This is a genomic window from Dyadobacter sp. 22481 (assembly GCF_052044875.1).
GTDB classification, from domain to species: domain Bacteria; phylum Bacteroidota; class Bacteroidia; order Cytophagales; family Spirosomataceae; genus Dyadobacter; species Dyadobacter endophyticus.
Map to the genome: position 1 here is coordinate 347,998 of NZ_JBQENV010000004.1, position 17,077 is coordinate 365,074.

Genomic DNA, 17,077 nt, shown 5'->3' on the forward strand with positions numbered 1-17,077 from the left:
GATATATCAAGAATGTATTTCAAATACTCCTTTTACACTACCAATAGCTTATGCCGACCTGTAAATCTATCCCAAATAATAAGCTATTGATCTGCGCATTTCTGCCGCCGTTACTACAATATCGAAGGCGCATTGCCCGGCTCCACTCAGCAATGAAAACCTGATTTCCTTTCCCTTATTCTTCTTGTCCTGGCGCGTGAGCGCGATAATTTCTTCAATATCGTCCGGTTTGATCCTCACTTTCCCATAGGTTGCAAACAGGAACTCTTCAATGTCCGTCAGCGTCTGCTGGTCGATCATCTTCCGCTTGAACGACAGATACGCTTCCATGATCATGCCCACCGCTATCGCCTCTCCGTGGAAGAGGCGCTGATTGGCCGGCTTATTTAAAAAGCATGTCTCGACCGCGTGTCCAAGTGTATGCCCGAAATTCAATATCTTCCGCAAACCCTTTTCCGTCGGATCCTGATCCACGACCTGCTGCTTAATCTTCACCGAATGCGCGATCAGATCCGGCCAGTTCTGCTGTTCAAAGTCCCTTTCCCGGATTTCATTCCATTTGGCACCGTCGGCGATCAGGCAATGCTTGATGATTTCCGCAAACCCCGACCGTATTTCCCGTTCCGGCAATGTTTTCAAAAACACCGGGTCGATCAGCACGCTTTTCGGGATGTTGAAAACGCCCAAATGGTTTTTGAAACCCTGAAAATCAATTCCCAACTTCCCACCCACACTTGCATCCACCTGTGAAAGCAAAGTCGTAGGCACCTGAATAAAATCTATTCCACGCTTGTACACCGCAGCGCAAAAACCACCCATGTCGCCGATCACCCCGCCGCCTACATTGATCACCAATGCATGCCTGTCGAGCTCCTCCTTTGTCATGGCTTCCCAGATTATTCCGCAAGTCGCCAACGTCTTATGCGCCTCGCCGCTGGGAACGGTTATAACACTATGCTTCGGCAGAAATGCCTTCAATATGGGGTAACAATGCCTTTTGGTGTTGTTATCGGCTATTACTACGATTTTTGAATACTGTTTTAAACTCAAAAAGTCCGGTAAGCTCTCGCCTATCGGTGCAATTATTACTGACTGGTTCATTCTAGACTATCATTGAGACGGGCTCATCACAGATACGATGAGTGCAACCAAATGGATGCGTTGATTTCCAGTATTTTAAAATAAAATTTTGGAAAACCATTTTAAAGATAGCAATTATTATGCTTATCAAATAATCATTTAGTTTTTGTATCCCGAGAAATTTTTCCACAGGTCGCATTCCCAGTTCAAATGTTTGTGTCACGGTTCGTTTGCTTTTTATTTTGTAAAATTGCCGCTTCTTAAAGATTATCCACCTTATCCTCATATAATCTCAACAAATGAGTGCTCCGCTGATCTCTGGAATTCAACAGGTAGGAATTGGTTGCCAGAACGTACCCGACACCTGGAAATGGTACCGGCAGGTGCTGGGTTTCGACGTACCTGTTTTCGATGAAAAAGCGGAAGCTCCGCTCATGACGCCCTATACCGGCGGCAAAGTCCATTCCCGGCAGGCTGCCCTGGCGATCAATATGGCTGGCGGCGGTGGGCTGGAAATATGGTCATTCACCAGCCGCCAATCACAACCGGCTAATTTCAAAGTCGAAATCGGTGACCTCGGCATTAATGCGATCCGTTTTAAAGCTCCGGATGTACAAAAGGCGCACGATTGGGTGAAAAGCCATTCCAAAGAAGCCACCGGCCCGCTCGTGAAGCTACCCGAAGGTGAAGGTTTCTGGGGAACCGATCCTTACGGCAATACCTTCCAAATCACCAGCGATGCCACCTGGTTTCAGACCAAGGGCAAAAATGTAGGCGGCGTTGCCGGCGTCGTGATCGGCGTGTCGGACATCGATAGGGCAGTAGCTTTCTACCAAAAGCTGCTCCAACCCCTGAATGTGGTTTACGATAAAACCGGTGTTTTCGAGGACCTGCCGACCTCCATTCCCGGCCAGCGCTTCCGCAGAATGCTGCTTCGCAAAAATTTCACCCCCGACGGCGCATTCAGCCGCCTGCTTGGCGACGTGCAAATCGAGCTCGTGCAAGCGCTCGACCGCACGCCTAAAAAAATATTCGAAAACCGTTACTGGGGTGATTGCGGCTACATTCACCTGTGCTTCGACACGCTGGATATGGACACATTAAAAACCAAGCTGCAAGCGCAAGGTTACCCATTCACGATCGATAGCGAGAGCTCGTTCGGTATGGAAAATGCTGCCGGCCGTTTCGCCTACCTCGAGGATCCTGACGGAACATTGATCGAACTCGTGGAAACCCATAAAGTGCCTATTCTGAAAAAGCTTGGCTGGTTTATGGATTTACAGAAACGCGGGCTGAGGAAACCTTTGCCGAACTGGATGTTGAAGGCAATGGGACTAGGGAAGGTAAAAGACAAATAGTACCATTTGCTTCCTTATTAAATGCTATTTTAAAGGAATTAACCATGCAATTTTGCACTTGACTTGCAAATTTGCATGGTTAATTCCTTTTAGGTCGACTCAAAATCTAGCACTTGCTCCCCACCCAGGCCAGTAACGGCAACCCTACAAACAGCCCCAGTCCAACCTGCCAACCAGCAAACACAGCAACAATAATCGAAAGCAGCGCAACAATCACCGGATACAAATACAGCAACATTCCAAATAGTACCGAATCATAGAAAACAGATCTGGCGGTCAGTTTCGCGGCCTTTTTTTCGAAGAAGGAATATAGCGGCAGGTGAATCACGCGACCGATCCAGCCTAATGCTCCAAGTAACGGGTTACTTTTCGCTTTTGGTGTTGCGCATTTGTCGAAAAACGCGTTCAGTTGTCGCTGCTGCTCGGCTTTAGGTAAGTCGGCCGGGATCGTGAGGATTTCCGCGTTCATTTTACGGTCGAGAATATCGTTAAATTCCCGGAGCCATTTTTCGTATTCCAGCGGGCTGGTTTCAATGTCGTCCGCGGCAATGGCTTCGCCGAAATTGAGCAAAACGCGTTTCCCGGGGCCGTGGAAGTTTTCGTAGTTCAGGCCGGTGGGGATTACTTTCATGCTTTGGAGTGCGTCGTCGCCGTACCAGATTTTATAGGCCATCCGCGCAGTGCCTTTGCCGAGCGGGCGCAACCGCCATTCATTTACACAAATCCCCTCTGAAAATACGACCACCGCATCACCCTGTTTCAGGGCATCGTGACTTTCCTGGGCCGTAACATCATGGTTTTTAACATATTGACGACCTTCCGAGCCACGGAAAACCGGTATCAGGTTGATTTGCCTCAGCCAGAAAGCGGCCGCCTTCTTCCGGAAAACGTCCCCGCGCGTGAGCGTATGGATCGGCTGTTCGAGTACCGAACCGATCACAACAGCGTCAAAAAAAGAATCGGGATGATTGGACGCGAGCAGCAACGGCGCACCCTTGGGCAATTTATCGAAATTGGAGACGCAAAGTTTTCTGAGATAAATAGGCAATGCCAGACGAACCAGAAAGCGAGAGAAATAGTAAAACAAGGTATCAGTAGTAAGTTTTTGCAAAATTATGCGATTATTTTTTTATTCAATCCTTACAGCCAGGGTATTCTGCTCCGGCTAGTTTGCTACCTTTGGTGCCACTTATGAACGCTCCGGAGCGTTGTATCGACATCTATAAAGCTAATTGCGAGATCAGGAATGCGTTTAAAAGATTATCCCGAAATTATCCGAAAAGCCTGGGCAGGGTTTGATAATTCCATCGGGGTCAAGTTTGTAGAGGATATCAGTGCCAAAGTTTCGACCAACCACGTTTTCCGGGTCACGCTCGACAATGACGATATCGTGGTTGCGAAACTTTCCTATTTTGGGAAATATGAACATTTTAAAGAGGACCACCGGATCATCCAGGCTCTTTCCAACAATTTGCTTTATCCGTTCGAGAATGTCCTTGCAAAGTCGCTCGTAAAGAACAACCAGGTTTATACTTATCGCTATCAGGAGGATTTTGTCGATACGTGGGTCGTTTTTTACAATCCTATCCGCGCCATGAACCGTCTGCCACGGCGCCTGGAAGAAGAGCACATTCGCAAATTGGGCACCGAGACGGCGAAATTCCATCAGGCATGTTTCCGGGCGAGCAGGTCTATTCCAAAATCTTCCAAAAACCTCAGAACGGACATCCACCATTTGCTGGAAATACTGGAAACCGACACGGGTCAGTACGAGCACCGGGGATATATCAATATTCTCAAAAAGCAATGCGATATTTTCATGAAAAATATCCAGCGCCTGAATGTCAGCTCGTTCGACCTTATGCCCGTTTTTGTGGATTGGAACATCGGGAACTTCTCTGTAACCGACGATTTGAAGTTCTTTTCAAGATGGGATTACGACTGGTTCCGTGTCTCGTCTCGCGTGATGGATTTCTATTTTTTCAGCCGGGTATGCTCCAATGTTGGCGACCGCACGGTTTTCAGCTATCTTATCGGACCATTGATGGAAGACCGGTTTATCATGTTTCTTCAGGAATATCACAAAGTATATCCGCTTACAGAAAATGAGGTGCGCTTTATGAAAGAGGCCTACCGGTTTTTTATATTGAATTATGTGATTAAATACGGCAAATACTTCTTCCACCGCTCCTATTGCACCAAGTTGCAGCGTGAAGCTTACGAGTTGTATTTCCCGTCCATCGACGGCTTCGACGCCGACAAAATTTTGCGTGCCCTGAAAATCTAGTACTCCTCCTTTATTCAACTTCACTCCAAGACACCGCGACTGTATGATCCTCGATAACTTCAAATCCGTCATTTCGAAATACGATGTAATTTTCTTCGATGCATTTGGCGTGTTAAAAACCTATAACGGACTGATACCGGGCATCGAGAACACGTTTGCCTACCTGCGCGAACACGAAAAGGATTTTTATGTAGTTACCAACGACGCCTCACGGAGTCCGGAGCAACTTGCTCAGAGCTATGTAAACCTGGGTATCAACGACGTGACGCCGGACCGGATCATTTCGTCGGGCATGCTCGCACGCGAGTACCTGGACCTGAAAGTGAGAAAAGGGACGGTCGCTTACCTCGGCACTGAGAACTCGGCACATTATATCGAAACTTCGGATCTGAAAACGCTCTCCATCCGGGAACTGGACCTGGGAAATGTGAGTGATATCAATGCATTGGTGTTCCTGGACGACGAAGGTTTCGACTGGAATACAGATTTGACTAAAACGCTCAACCTCCTCCGTAAACGCAACATACCCGTAATCGTCGCCAATACGGATAGGACTTACCCGGCTTCCAAAAGTCGCGTTTCGTTCGCCATCGGGGCATTAGCCAAGATGATAGAGGATACGATCGGCCGGCAGTTCATCCGCTTCGGTAAGCCCGACCCGCAAATGTTTATTTTTGCCTACCAACACATCAAAAATCACCCGAATGTGAGCAAAACGGACATTCTCATGGTTGGCGATACTTTGAATACCGACATTCTCGGCGGCAACAAATTCGGTCTCGACACCGCGCTGGTGCTCACAGGTAACACGCAAGCGGAAGATGCAGAGGTACGTATCCGCGCTACCGGTATCATTCCGACTTACATTTGCGTATCAGCAGTAGTTGAATAGCGTTATTCGCTCCGCAAACTTAAAACCGGGTTGGTCCTCGCCGCCCGCATGGATTGAACGGAAATGGTCAGGATCGTGATCAGGGCTGTTACCCCGATGGTCAATGCGAAGATCCACCAGCCGACATCGATGCGGTAGGTATATCTTTGGAGCCAGTTGGACATCAGAAACCAGCCTAATGCCGCCGCGGGTACAAAACCTATTACCAGTAACCGCCCAAAATCCCTTCCGAACGTCCAGAGAACCTGGTTTTCGGTCGCGCCGAGCACTTTTCGCACACCGATCTCTTTCGACCGGGATTCAGCCATGAAAGTGACGAGACCGTACAGTCCGAGGCAGCCGATCAGGATCGCTATGGCGGAAAATACGCGGATTAGATCCAACAGTATTTGTTCGGTAGAATAAAAATCGTTGATTTTGTCTTCCAGGAAACCGGAATGGTAAACGTTCTCGGGAAACAATGCATTCCAGGCCTTTTCAATGCGGGGTAAAGTCGCATCCATCGTACCGGTTTGAAGCTTAATGGCTGTCATGGTATAAGCCGCAGGCTCGTTGATCACGACCGCAGGCTGTACGGAATTTCTCAGCGGGTCCAGGTTAAAGTCCTTGATGACTCCGACAACCGTGCGTCCACGGTCCCAAAGCCGGATGTCCTTATTCAAAATATCCGTCGGCTTGCCAACGCCCAGCTGTTTCAACATCGCCTGGTTTACCAATGCCTCCCGCCGTGAAGTATCCCCGGATTCCAGGTTCCGCCCTGCCAGCATTTTTAATCCAAAAACAGGCACATAATGGTCGTCCCCGATCCGCACGCGCACCTGGAATTTCTCTTTTTCCGTGCGGTGATCGAATGTGAACGGCTCGTCGGCATCCATTTGTGACATAGGCGGCTCCGCACCCCGCGCCACAGCCCGCACACCCGGTATTGTACCGAGCTGATTGGCCCAGGCATCGTTTCTCGCCGCATTACCTCCCGGAATGCCCACCATCAGAATGGCTTCCCGATCAAACCCGGGATCCGCCGTTTTCAAATGCTTTACCTGCGCCGACATCACGATCACACCTATGATGAAAAGCTGCGTGATGAAAAACTGCACGACCACCAGGCTCCTCCTTACCGAAAACCTTCCACCACGCTGAGCTCCCGGCTTGCCTTTCAAAGCGGCGACCGGATTGAAGCGGGCCAGCACGGCCGATGGATAAAGCCCCGCCAGCACGATCACCAGCACTACCAGGCTCCCAAACCACCACAATGCATTGTAATTCAATAAATTCAGCACGGAAATATCTGCTCGCAGCATCCACAATGCACCATTCAGCATCGGTAAGTTCAGCTGGGTAAGCAGCAATGCTATAACAAACGCCGCCCCGCACAGTATCGCCGTTTCCAGCATAAACTGCCCGATCAGCTGCGCCCGCGAACTGCCCATTGTTTTACGCACCCCCACTTCTTTCGACCGCCTGATCGCCTGGGCAGTGGCGAGGTTGATGAAATTCACACAGGCCGCAATCACCAGAAATAAGCCGACGACGATCAATGCATATAAAATAGGGCGTGGCGCCGGGCCAAAGCCGGGCATATGGAACATTTCGTGCAGCGGAATTGTCCGCATTTTGTATGTTCCTGCGTCTTTTGCATTGTATCGCTTCCGTGTGATTTCCGCCAGAGTCTGATCCAGCTGGGCAACTCCGGCACCTTCTTTCAACGCCACCCAGCACATGGTAATGGGCTCACCCCAGGTTTGCATCATGCCCGGTTCGTTCCACAAGCCTGGCAGCGTGGAGTAGGAAATGAGCACATCGTACCGCAGCTGAGTATTCGAAGGCGGATTTTCGATAATACCAGTTACCGTAAGGTCCGTTTTGTTATCCAGCCGCAATATTTTGCCAATGGCCTGATCGGTGGCGAAATACTTTTCCGCATATTCCCTCGATAGCACCACGGTGTTTGGAGCGCTTAATGCCGCACGCTGGTCACCCGCTGCCCATTCAGAATCGAAGACTTTGAAATACTCCGGTTCGGTAAAACATATATTCCGGGATTCCTCAAATTTCTTTGACATGCCACCCTTCCCATCCGGGACACTCACCAACGCCCCGAATACATTGTTCAGTCGCACGGCACTTTCAACAAACGGATATTCATCGCGAAGAACCTGCCCGAGCGGCCTCGGTGTCACATCCGTCGGCTGCGGCTTATCGTTCACAATGTCGGTTACGACCCAGTAGGTACGCTCCGATTTGGCGTGATACCGGTTAAAACTAAACAGATAACCGACCAGCAAAAAGATCACCAGTCCACTCGCAAGCCCTACCGAAAGGCCCAGAATGCTGACAATGCTGGTCGTACGATTGCGCCAAAGGTTCCGCAGGGCGATTTTGAAGTAGTTGTTGAACATGGCCGGGTATGGGGTCTGATGGTTCGAATTAGTCCGGGTTCTTAAAGCTTTCGACCAGCCTGCCCGCTCGAACCCGAACCGCAGGCGGAGGAAGCCTATTACATTCAGGGAATAGCGCCTGCTCGCCTCTTTCCGGCCAAAAGCCAGGTAATCGGCTAGAAACCGCTCATAGAGGTCGCCCTGTACTTCTTCCAGCAAATGAGGTGTGCATAGTAACCTAAGCAGGGCATCGGCCCAGCGGGGAGGACGAGGAGGATTCATATCGTGGTGGGTATTAAAGTGTCTGGTCCGATTGCATTCCAAAGCCGGTTACGCATTTCCTTGATCTCCGATAATGTCGCGCTACCCAGCGCGGTCACGACAAACAGCCGCTTGCGCCTGCCGCCACGCTCAGCCGTGGCTTCTCCCAGGTGCGATGCAAGCATTCCTTTTTCTTCCAACCGGTGCAATGCGGCATGCACAGCGCTGATGTTGGCCGAGCGGCCCGTCTGGTTTTGCAGCTCGTCGGCAATGGCTACACCGTAGGCTTTCTCTTTAAGCACAGCCACCGTGAGCAGCACCAGTTCTTCAAATTCTCCCAGGTAAGTCCGTTTCATTACTTATATATTTCACTTTTGTAGATAAAATAATCATGCCAATTTGAAAGATACTTATATATCAATTAATTACATATAATATAAAACAATTTTTTTGTCCGCAACCGGACGACCGTAATCCGTTAACGAACAGCCGTTACGGCCAAAACAGGCACATAATACTCCCGAAAACGCTGGTCTTCCTGCCCCGCTTCGACAGCCTTGCCGAGCTTTCTTAACAACACTGCACGGTTCTGATGGCATTGGCCAGCCACATACGAGTCAGGAAACGACCGGGCCGACCGTGTGAAAAGTTCATATGATTCCCTGAGCAACGCGGTATCTTTTTTAGTCATAAATACTTTGCCTTCTTCGAAATCCTGCCGCCAGCGCTTCGCGATAGGCGTCATGCGCTCGGCTTCCTGAAAAACCTTGAATGCAGGAATGACGGGTACTTTTGAATTTTTCGCGGCAATCGGAGCGAGGGGCTTTGCGAAGAATGCGACTATCGCCTCGGCATAGGCAAGGGCTTCTTTCTCGTTATTTCCAGGTTGTTTCAGACGTTGCTCTTCGGAGGGATTTGTGAAGAATGATGCTTCTGCCAAAAGTGCCGGTATTCCGTAGGTATTTCTGAGCACCGATGCCCCGGCGTCCGCGAAAATTGTAAAGTCCGAAACCAGTGAAACAGGGGTATTCGGTTTATGTAGATGTTTAAGTAAACTGGCTGCCAGCTCCTTTCCAAAATCCACGCTCGCAACATTCTCCGACATATTACCGTGAAAATAAATGATTGGAAAATTAACTGACGAATCAGCAGTCGCATTATGATGGATCGATACAAAAAGGTCCGCCTTACGGTCTTTGGCAAGTTTCGAGCGGTCGATCAATGGTACCTCGACATCTTCGACCCGTGTCATTATCACCCTCGCCCCTTTTTTTTCCAGCATTTTTTGCAACAACAACCCAACACGGAGGTTGATCCATTCCTCCCGCTCACCTCCGGGGCCGACACGATAACTATCCGTAGCAGCCGTACCTCCGTGACCGGGATCGATGCAAATAATCTTCCTTTTCAACGGCTTGCGCCTGGACTGCGCTACGGTAATTGAAACGATACCTACGAAAAAAAACAGGGTCAGGAGAATGCGGTTCATGGGGTTTTATATAATGGATTCATAAATTAGGAATGATCAGGCGGTTACGCAAGCCTTCCCGACGGTTTCCCTGCTTTACCCTTTTTCCTGCTATTTTTACAAAAATCTTTCTACTTACTCAAAGCACACACTTATGCTTGCTAAAACCTTCGGAAGCGCCGTTTTCGGTGTCGATGCAACGATCATTACCATTGAAGTCAATGTGGGCCAGGGCCTGGGATTCTACATGGTCGGCTTGGCGGACAGCGCTGTCAAAGAAAGCCAGCAGCGGGTAGAAGCCTCGTTGAAACACTTCGGCTACAAAATGCCGCGCCAGAAACTGGTCGTCAACCTTGCACCTGCTGATATTCGTAAGGAAGGCTCGGCTTATGACCTGCCCATTGCCATTTGCACATTGCAATGCTCCGATCAGCTGGCCTGCGTGCGCAATACCGAAGACTATATCATTCTGGGCGAACTTTCCCTCGACGGTATCCTCCGACCGATCAAAGGCGTCCTTCCGATTGCGATTGAAGCGCGCAAACAGGGCTTCAAGGGAATTGTATTGCCTGCCGAAAATGCGTCCGAAGCTGCCATTGTCAATAACCTCGACGTGATCGCCGTCGAAACATTAGCGGATGCGATCGGATTTTTCAAAGGTACCAAAGATATTGAGCCGCTTATCGTAGATACCCGTGACCTCTTTTTCACGTCCCAGAACGACTACGAAGCCGATTTCGAGCATGTGCAGGGACAGGAAAACATCAAACGTGCGCTGGAAATCAGTGCTGCGGGAGGGCACAACGCCATCATGATCGGCCCGCCGGGGTCAGGCAAAACCATGCTCGCCAAGCGCATTCCAGGCATATTGCCGCCGCTGACCCTTCCGGAAGCATTGGAAACGACCAAAATCCATTCAGTAGCAGGCAAATTGGGAAAGGAGGCTACATTGGTATCACGCCGTCCGTTCCGCTCGCCGCACCATTCTATCAGCGACGTCGCATTGGTTGGTGGCGGAAGCTATCCACAGCCCGGTGAAATATCTCTGGCGCATAATGGCGTGCTGTTCCTGGACGAGCTGCCGGAGTTCAAAAGATCGGTGCTGGAAGTAATGCGGCAGCCATTGGAAGATCGGAAAGTGGGTATTTCAAGGGCGAAAATGGCAGTTGAGTTCCCCGCCAACTTTATGCTGATTGCCAGCATGAACCCTTGCCCATGCGGCTATTATAACCATCCCGACAAAGATTGTGTTTGTGGCCCGGGCGTGGTTCAGAAATACCTCAACAAAATCAGCGGCCCGCTCCTCGACCGCCTCGACCTGCACGTAGAAGTGACACCTGTTTCCTTCGACCAAATCTCCTCCACCCGCAAGTCAGAAAGTAGCGGGCAAATCCGCGAGCGCGTAATACTCGCCCGCGAGCGCCAGACCGAGCGCTTTAAAAACCACAAGGAAATATACTCTAATGCGATGATGACACCCGAAATGGTAAAGCAGATCTGCATTATCGAAGATTCCGGCAAAATACTCCTCCGCAAAGCGATGGAACGCCTGGGCCTCTCCGCCCGCGCATACGACCGCATCCTCAAAGTATCCCGCACCATCGCCGACCTGGCCGATAGCGATGATATTAAGGTCGAACATCTGGCGGAAGCGATTCAATACCGGAGCCTGGACCGGGAGAATTGGGCCGGATGAAGTGCCCAAAATCTATCTTTTCACCCTAAACTTTGTTAAATTTAGAAACACTACAATTGACAAAAGAGATGAGTAGCCGCATTTTTTCGGAGATTATGAATGTGCCGGATGCATATCTGGTCCTGGATGCGGTGCACAAGGCGCTCGATCAAGAACGTGAACGTCGGTTAAAATTTTACAACGACATTACGGAACAGGAGAAAACCGAGTTTATCAATGGCACGATTGTGATCCACTCCCCGGTGAAGATGAAACATAACAAAGCTTCGCTACGTCTTGCCCAGCTTATTAACATTTACGTTTGCAAACATAATCTGGGTTTTGTCGGAATAGAAAAGATTATGATCACACTGACCAGAAATGATTATGAACCTGACATTTGCTTTTTTCGCAAAGAGAAGTCCATGATGTTCACAGCTGACCAGACTCTTTTCCCCACACCTGATCTGGTTGTGGAAGTGCTCTCAACATCAACTGAAGCCCGCGACCGTGGCGTAAAGTTTGATGATTACCAGGCACACGGAATTGAGGAATATTGGATCATTGATCCGGAGAACGAAACACTTGAACAGTATCACCTCATCGATGAAGAGTATAAGTTGATTCTTAAGGCTCCAAACATTGACGTATCAAGTTTCACAGTAGCAGGCTTCCAGATCCCCATCCGTGCCATCTTCGACGATACCGAGAACCTGAAAGCCATTCAAAATCTATAATATCCTACTCAAAGTTCCTCTACACTCACCCCGCCCAGTTCCTGAAACAGCGTCTGCCAGTAATGCGTCACGTGCGGGTTATTCTCTTTGCTTGAAGCAGTTGGTTCAAATGGCGACACGATCGTAACCTGCGGTGAGCCGATTGCGTAACGGTCCAGCTTTTTCGTATCTGCTTTGGCATCCGTTTCGGCTTCCGCGTCGCTTTTCGGTGGATTGGTGTGGAAATCGCGGCGGTCGGCGCCTTTGACGCTTTCGACCATATCACTGAAATAATACACTTTTACTTCGGAGCCGCTCTCGCCGGCTTTCGCGATTACAGGCAAGCTTGCCCAAATATCGGTCGAGAGGTTGGATGCGCCTGTATTTTGCTGATTGAGCTTGGCGAGCAGCTGGCGCAGGTAAATGCTCTTTTCCTTTTGTAATGTCAGCTGGAATGCCGTTTCGATGCCTTCGCGGTCGGTTGCATTCGCGCCTTCGAGGTTATCGCGTTCGCTGCGAACAGTGAGGGATAATGCACGGGCTTTCGAGGTGTTTTCATGGATGAAATACACTTCCAGTTTATCGCCCTTATTCTTCATATTCTGTTCTACAATGTCCGTCAGCGCCTGCCGGTACTTGTCGTTCACATAGCGCTTATCGACATGCACGCTTTGTGTTTTATCCAGAAACACCAGTGTGTAGACCGGCGCGTCGGGTACGGCTTGTTGCTGGGTTGCTTCTTTTTCGCCTCCGCATGAAAGTAAAGTGAGGAACATGGCTGCGAACAACAGGCGACTTGCCTGCTCCCCGAGTTTGCTGAAAAAGGGGTGATGAGTCTGCTGATTCATAAATGGAATTTATTTGGCTAAACTAATTGGTTCTTCAAACATTACACAACGCCAAACGGTGTGTATACGCATTTATTTTAATACAAAAAGGAAACCCTTCAAAACGCGTGCCTTGAAGGGTTTCCTTAAATGCTTAACCAATGTTTATTGCTGCGCCTGTGCCTGCTGCTGGATCATCGTTACGAGCTCTTCGGAAATACCGGTAGAAGAATAACCGCCGTCGTGGTACAGGTTCTGCATGGTCACGAAACGGGTCAGGTCGGAGAAGAGTGTGATCGCGTAATTGGCGCAATCATCTGCCGAAGCATTGCCCAGCGGGCTCATTTTTTCTGCGAAATCATAGAATGCGTCGAATCCTTCGATTCCCGAGCCGGCCTTTGTTTTAGTAGGCGACTGCGAGATTGTGTTCACCCGCACATTTTTGGCCTTTCCGTAACGATAACCATAGCTGCGCGCAATGCTTTCGAGCATGGCTTTCGCTTCGGCCATATCATTATAGAACGAGTAGGTACGTTGCGCCGCAATGTAGGATAATGCCACAACCGATCCCCAATCGTTGATCGCGTCGAGTTTTTCCGCCACCTGCAAAAATTTGTGCAGCGAAAGTGCCGAAATATCCACGCCTTTCTGGAACCAGTCGTAATTCAGATCGCCGTAGGACTTACCCTTGCGCACGTTCAGCGACATGCCGATCGAGTGCAATACGAAGTCGATCTTGCCGCCGAGGATCTCGGTCGATTTGGTAAAAAGGTTTTCGATATCTTCCAGGGAGGTAGCATCGGCAGGGATAATCTCGGCGTCGCATTGCTTCGCCAGATCATTGATAGCACCCATACGCATCGCGATAGGCGCGTTGGTAAGGACAAACGTGGCACCTTCTTCCTTCGCTTTCAGCGCTACTTTCCAGGCAATGGAGTTTTCGTCCAATGCTCCCGATATGATTCCTCTTTTTCCTTTTAATAAACCGTAAGCCATGTTTCCTTTTATTGTTAATTAATTCGGATGTCCGTTCAAAGCGGCAAAGTAAAGCATTTTTAGCGGCTTAAACCACAATATGCCGTGCCAGGATGCCTTTTGGATACTCGTTCAAGGCTGAGCGACAGGCTTTTCTACTGGTTTCAGATGCAGCTTTTCCTGAAAAAACCGATCTGTGGCCTCGTACACGCTCTTTACGTCTTTCGATCGCAGGCGAGAGCCGATCACGTGGTCGCCAGTCTCGGGAAATGCCTTTTCCTCTTTCAGCTCCGCAGACGTTCCCAGCCCTTCAAACATTTTCCGGATTGCCTTCACGGACACCACCTTATCCTGCTCCTCTTCATTTTTATAATAATACCCCACAAAAACCGGCATTTTCACCTCCGCATAAACCTCCGGCCGTGCAATGGCGTCGATCATCTGCTGCAATGTCGTGAGCCCATTGGTATGATACCCCTGTAACCAGAACTGCGCCTGCGCCGGAATGGAATCCCTGCCCATATTATGGGTACCCATTGCCTTATGCAAAATCTGCTGGCCCCACGGACCGGTTACGAGTTTCATCGCAGGGTTTGCAATGGCCATGCAAGGCGAATAAAGGATCAGCCCCTTTATTTCCGGATGGGTAGCCGCCAGGTACACCGACATTAGCCCTCCCGCGGAAGTTCCGATCACGATCACACTGTCGCCCAGCACCTTACCGATCGCCAATGCCCTCTTGGCTCCGGCCAGGAAGTTCTGAGGCGTCAGATCGTCGAATGCATTGGTGTCGGCTATACCGGCATCGTGCATACGCGAAAGGTAAAGGTTGGCCCCATATTTTTTTGCGAGGTCTTTGTGTACCGGATCCCCCTCGGCCCAGCTTGCGCCGAAACCGTGAATGTATACGATGCTGTAAGTTGTTTTCTGCTTCAAACTATCATTAGCCCATACAATGCGTGCCTCATTGTCCGGTTTCAGGAGCGGCGTAGCTTTTTCGGTGCGGTTCACCTCTTCTTCCAGCTTCACAAGGTCGCTGGTAACGGTGGGCAAAACCGGCGTAAGGCGTGCTTCCGGCACTTTTGGCCCGGATAGGTAAACCACACCGAGGATCACGAGGATCGCAGCGACCCATAGGATGAATTTTAACATTTTTTATGAGTTATGAAGGTTTCACAGATACGAAAGATCGCTAGTTTTATCGGGTTAATTTACGCAGGATGTAACCATTCAGCAATTTTTCCTGAATTCTGTTATTCATTGGCCAATTCACACCTTGGTCAGATATTGTATCTTGCACACCTAACCGATTTACCTTTTTCTAAATGCCCAATCTCTTACTCGTTGAAGATGACGCCAACCTGGGAATGCTTCTTCAGGAATATCTGACCGATAAAGGCTTCCCTACCGACCTTGCTACTGATGGACAAAAGGGATGGCAGCATTTTGTGGATAAAGAATACGATTTGTGCATTTTCGACGTGATGATGCCCAAAAAAGATGGCTTTTCGCTGGCGAAAGAGGTGCGGATGAGCGGGCGGGATGTGCCTATTATTTTTCTAACGGCGAAGTCGATGAAGGAGGACACAATGCAGGGATTTCGTGTCGGGGCGGACGATTACGTTACCAAGCCTTTCGACCGCGAAGAATTGCTCATGCGTATACAGGCTATTTTAAGGCGCTACACACGGCAATCCGATCAGCAGGAAGAGGTAAAAGTATTTCGGATTGGCCAATACACCTTTGACTATAATCACCAGCAATTAGCAATCGGCGACCATTCCGCCCGCCTCACGAGCAAAGAGTCGGAGTTGCTCCGGTTGTTTTGCCAAAATCTCAATCAGCCTATCAGCCGCAGCTTCGCATTGAAAACCATTTGGGGAGACGACTCCTATTTCAATGCGAGAAGCATGGATGTTTACATTACCAAACTGCGCAAATACCTCCGTGAAGACCCTTCGATCCAGATCATGAATTTGCACGGCGAGGGTTTTAAGTTGATGGTTGGGTAAAAGGGACGAAAGGGAGGAGGGAGGAATGGGAGCGGGTTAAAAGGCGATGAAAAAGGGGCAGTTTGGGAAACTCTGCGTTTCTTTGCGTGGTTTTTCTTAAAGTGTTTCAATAAGCTTCTATAAAAAGCCGACGGCCGAAAGCCGATCGCCGACTGCCCAATATCATGATCCAATTATCCCGTCGTCCCCGACGCAATAGAAAATCCGCAGGTGTGCGTGACCTTGTGCAGGAAACCAATCTGCAGGTGTCCGATTTTATTTTTCCCATGTTTGTCGTGGATGGAACACGGCAGAAGTCGGAGGTGAAGTCGATGCCCGGTATTTATCGCTATTCACTGGACAACCTGCTCGAAGAGCTCAAAGAAGTGACCGACCTGGGTATCAGAGCCATAGACCTTTTCCCCAATTATCCTGAAAGCAAAAAGGACCGTTTCGCAACGGAAAGCCATCAAGAAGATACTTTTTACCTGAAAGCCATTACAGCAGTTAAGGAGCAGTTTCCCGAACTCGTGATCATGACCGACGTGGCCATGGACCCGTACAGCTCCGACGGCCACGACGGCCTTGTAGAAAACGGCAGGATATTGAACGACGCCACACTGGAAATCCTCGCCAATATGTCGCTCGCACAGGCCAAAGCCGGCGCCGACATCCTTGGCCCGAGCGATATGATGGACGGCCGCGTGGGTTACATCCGCCGGCATCTCGATGCGCATGGCTTTACGGATGTGAGCATCATGTCGTATTCTGCCAAATATGCCAGCGCATTTTACGGCCCGTTCCGCGATGCATTGGAATCGGCACCTAAGTTTGGGGATAAAAAGACTTACCAAATGAACCCTGCCAACAAGCGGGAGGCATTGCTCGAAGCGCAGCTGGATTTTGAAGAAGGTGCCGATATGCTGATGGTGAAGCCTGCATTGTCGTACCTGGATATTATCCGCCTGCTCGACGAGAACTTCGATATTCCGATCGCTGCCTATAACGTTTCCGGTGAATATGCGATGGTGAAAGCCGCCGCGCAAAACGGCTGGCTCGATGGCGAGCGCGCGATGATGGAAGTGCTCACGAGCATCCGCCGCGCAGGCGCCAAATGCATCCTTACCTATTTCGCGAAAGAAGCGGCCGTGCTATTGAACAAACGGTAG

Annotated in this window: 15 protein-coding genes; 7 read left to right on the forward strand and 8 right to left on the reverse strand. The window is 49.7% G+C overall.

What is annotated here, in order from left to right; genetic code table 11:
• Positions 1–66 precede the first annotated feature (66 nt).
• A complete protein-coding gene (aroB, locus tag ACTJJJ_RS27530; RefSeq protein ID WP_440703630.1) occupies positions 67–1,101 on the reverse strand; it encodes a 3-dehydroquinate synthase in 1,035 nt (344 codons plus the stop codon).
• Positions 1,102–1,379: 278 nt separating this feature from the next.
• Between aroB and ACTJJJ_RS27535 the strand changes: the two genes are divergently transcribed.
• The gene (locus ACTJJJ_RS27535; RefSeq protein WP_188938678.1) at positions 1,380–2,438 is read left to right on the forward strand and encodes a VOC family protein; all 1,059 of its coding nucleotides are present in this window, start codon (positions 1,380–1,382) and stop codon (positions 2,436–2,438) included.
• Between the two features lie 106 nt (positions 2,439–2,544).
• Here ACTJJJ_RS27535 and ACTJJJ_RS27540 read toward each other — a convergent pair whose 3' ends face one another.
• Positions 2,545–3,549: a 1-acyl-sn-glycerol-3-phosphate acyltransferase gene (locus tag ACTJJJ_RS27540; RefSeq protein ID WP_440703631.1), complete on the reverse strand. Its 1,005-nt coding sequence runs from the start codon at positions 3,547–3,549 to the stop codon at positions 2,545–2,547.
• A 135-nt stretch (positions 3,550–3,684) separates the two neighbouring features.
• Between ACTJJJ_RS27540 and ACTJJJ_RS27545 the strand changes: the two genes are divergently transcribed.
• Together ACTJJJ_RS27545 and ACTJJJ_RS27550 are read left to right on the forward strand one after the other, a co-directional pair.
• Positions 3,685–4,725: a hypothetical protein gene (locus ACTJJJ_RS27545; RefSeq protein ID WP_188938680.1), complete on the forward strand. Its 1,041-nt coding sequence runs from the start codon at positions 3,685–3,687 to the stop codon at positions 4,723–4,725.
• 43 nt (positions 4,726–4,768) lie between these two features.
• Positions 4,769–5,617, forward strand: a complete 849-nt coding sequence (locus ACTJJJ_RS27550; protein WP_188938681.1) for a TIGR01459 family HAD-type hydrolase — start codon at positions 4,769–4,771, stop codon at positions 5,615–5,617.
• Between the two features lie 2 nt (positions 5,618–5,619).
• Here the strand turns inward: ACTJJJ_RS27550 and ACTJJJ_RS27555 are convergent, their stop codons facing one another.
• From ACTJJJ_RS27555 to ACTJJJ_RS27565, 3 genes are all read right to left on the reverse strand, one after another.
• Positions 5,620–8,277 carry an ABC transporter permease gene (locus ACTJJJ_RS27555; RefSeq protein ID WP_440703632.1) on the reverse strand — a complete coding sequence of 886 codons (2,658 nt, stop codon included), beginning with the start codon at positions 8,275–8,277 and terminating at the stop codon, positions 5,620–5,622.
• A complete protein-coding gene (locus tag ACTJJJ_RS27560; RefSeq protein ID WP_188938683.1) occupies positions 8,274–8,612 on the reverse strand; it encodes a PadR family transcriptional regulator in 339 nt (112 codons plus the stop codon). The genes ACTJJJ_RS27555 and ACTJJJ_RS27560 overlap by 4 nt, the downstream gene beginning before the upstream one ends.
• A 122-nt stretch (positions 8,613–8,734) precedes the next feature.
• Positions 8,735–9,745, reverse strand: coding sequence for an N-acetylmuramoyl-L-alanine amidase family protein (locus ACTJJJ_RS27565; protein WP_188938684.1), 1,011 nt, complete (start codon positions 9,743–9,745; stop codon positions 8,735–8,737).
• Between the two features lie 133 nt (positions 9,746–9,878).
• Between ACTJJJ_RS27565 and ACTJJJ_RS27570 the strand changes: the two genes are divergently transcribed.
• Together ACTJJJ_RS27570 and ACTJJJ_RS27575 are read left to right on the forward strand one after the other, a co-directional pair.
• The gene (locus tag ACTJJJ_RS27570; protein ID WP_440703633.1) at positions 9,879–11,420 is read left to right on the forward strand and encodes a YifB family Mg chelatase-like AAA ATPase; all 1,542 of its coding nucleotides are present in this window, start codon (positions 9,879–9,881) and stop codon (positions 11,418–11,420) included.
• A 32-nt stretch (positions 11,421–11,452) separates the two neighbouring features.
• Positions 11,453–12,136, forward strand: a complete 684-nt coding sequence (locus ACTJJJ_RS27575; RefSeq protein ID WP_440703634.1) for a Uma2 family endonuclease — start codon at positions 11,453–11,455, stop codon at positions 12,134–12,136.
• An 8-nt stretch (positions 12,137–12,144) separates the two neighbouring features.
• Here the strand turns inward: ACTJJJ_RS27575 and ACTJJJ_RS27580 are convergent, their stop codons facing one another.
• The 3 genes from ACTJJJ_RS27580 to ACTJJJ_RS27590 form a co-directional block, all read right to left on the reverse strand.
• Positions 12,145–12,963, reverse strand: coding sequence for a hypothetical protein (locus ACTJJJ_RS27580; RefSeq protein WP_188938687.1), 819 nt, complete (start codon positions 12,961–12,963; stop codon positions 12,145–12,147).
• A 144-nt stretch (positions 12,964–13,107) separates the two neighbouring features.
• The gene (locus ACTJJJ_RS27585) at positions 13,108–13,938 is read right to left on the reverse strand and encodes an enoyl-ACP reductase FabI (protein ID WP_090385140.1); all 831 of its coding nucleotides are present in this window, start codon (positions 13,936–13,938) and stop codon (positions 13,108–13,110) included.
• 111 nt (positions 13,939–14,049) lie between these two features.
• Complete coding sequence (locus ACTJJJ_RS27590) at positions 14,050–15,069, reverse strand: alpha/beta hydrolase (protein WP_440703635.1); 1,020 nt, start codon at positions 15,067–15,069, stop codon at positions 14,050–14,052.
• Positions 15,070–15,242: 173 nt separating this feature from the next.
• On the opposite strand from ACTJJJ_RS27590, the gene ACTJJJ_RS27595 reads away from it, so the two are divergent.
• Positions 15,243–15,929 (forward strand): response regulator transcription factor, encoded by a 687-nt coding sequence (locus ACTJJJ_RS27595; RefSeq protein WP_426292348.1) that lies wholly within the window; start codon positions 15,243–15,245, stop codon positions 15,927–15,929.
• Positions 15,930–16,093: 164 nt separating this feature from the next.
• Positions 16,094–17,077, forward strand: a complete 984-nt coding sequence (gene hemB, locus ACTJJJ_RS27600; protein ID WP_440703636.1) for a porphobilinogen synthase — start codon at positions 16,094–16,096, stop codon at positions 17,075–17,077.

Bases quoted from the DNA above. Each gene is read 5' to 3' on its own strand.
- aroB (WP_440703630.1), bottom strand. From the start codon at position 1,101: ATGAACCAGTCAGTAATAATTGCACCGATAGGCGAGAGCTTACCGGAC.
- ACTJJJ_RS27535 (WP_188938678.1), top strand. From the start codon at position 1,380: ATGAGTGCTCCGCTGATCTCTGGAATTCAACAGGTAGGAATTGGTTGC.
- hemB (WP_440703636.1), top strand. From the start codon at position 16,094: ATGATCCAATTATCCCGTCGTCCCCGACGCAATAGAAAATCCGCAGGT.
- ACTJJJ_RS27580 (WP_188938687.1), bottom strand. From the start codon at position 12,963: ATGAATCAGCAGACTCATCACCCCTTTTTCAGCAAACTCGGGGAGCAG.
- ACTJJJ_RS27550 (WP_188938681.1), top strand. From the start codon at position 4,769: ATGATCCTCGATAACTTCAAATCCGTCATTTCGAAATACGATGTAATT.
- ACTJJJ_RS27545 (WP_188938680.1), top strand. From the start codon at position 3,685: ATGCGTTTAAAAGATTATCCCGAAATTATCCGAAAAGCCTGGGCAGGG.
- ACTJJJ_RS27595 (WP_426292348.1), top strand. From the start codon at position 15,243: ATGCCCAATCTCTTACTCGTTGAAGATGACGCCAACCTGGGAATGCTT.
- ACTJJJ_RS27555 (WP_440703632.1), bottom strand. From the start codon at position 8,277: ATGAATCCTCCTCGTCCTCCCCGCTGGGCCGATGCCCTGCTTAGGTTA.
- ACTJJJ_RS27585 (WP_090385140.1), bottom strand. From the start codon at position 13,938: ATGGCTTACGGTTTATTAAAAGGAAAAAGAGGAATCATATCGGGAGCA.
- ACTJJJ_RS27560 (WP_188938683.1), bottom strand. From the start codon at position 8,612: ATGAAACGGACTTACCTGGGAGAATTTGAAGAACTGGTGCTGCTCACG.
- ACTJJJ_RS27590 (WP_440703635.1), bottom strand. From the start codon at position 15,069: ATGTTAAAATTCATCCTATGGGTCGCTGCGATCCTCGTGATCCTCGGT.
- ACTJJJ_RS27565 (WP_188938684.1), bottom strand. From the start codon at position 9,745: ATGAACCGCATTCTCCTGACCCTGTTTTTTTTCGTAGGTATCGTTTCA.
- ACTJJJ_RS27570 (WP_440703633.1), top strand. From the start codon at position 9,879: ATGCTTGCTAAAACCTTCGGAAGCGCCGTTTTCGGTGTCGATGCAACG.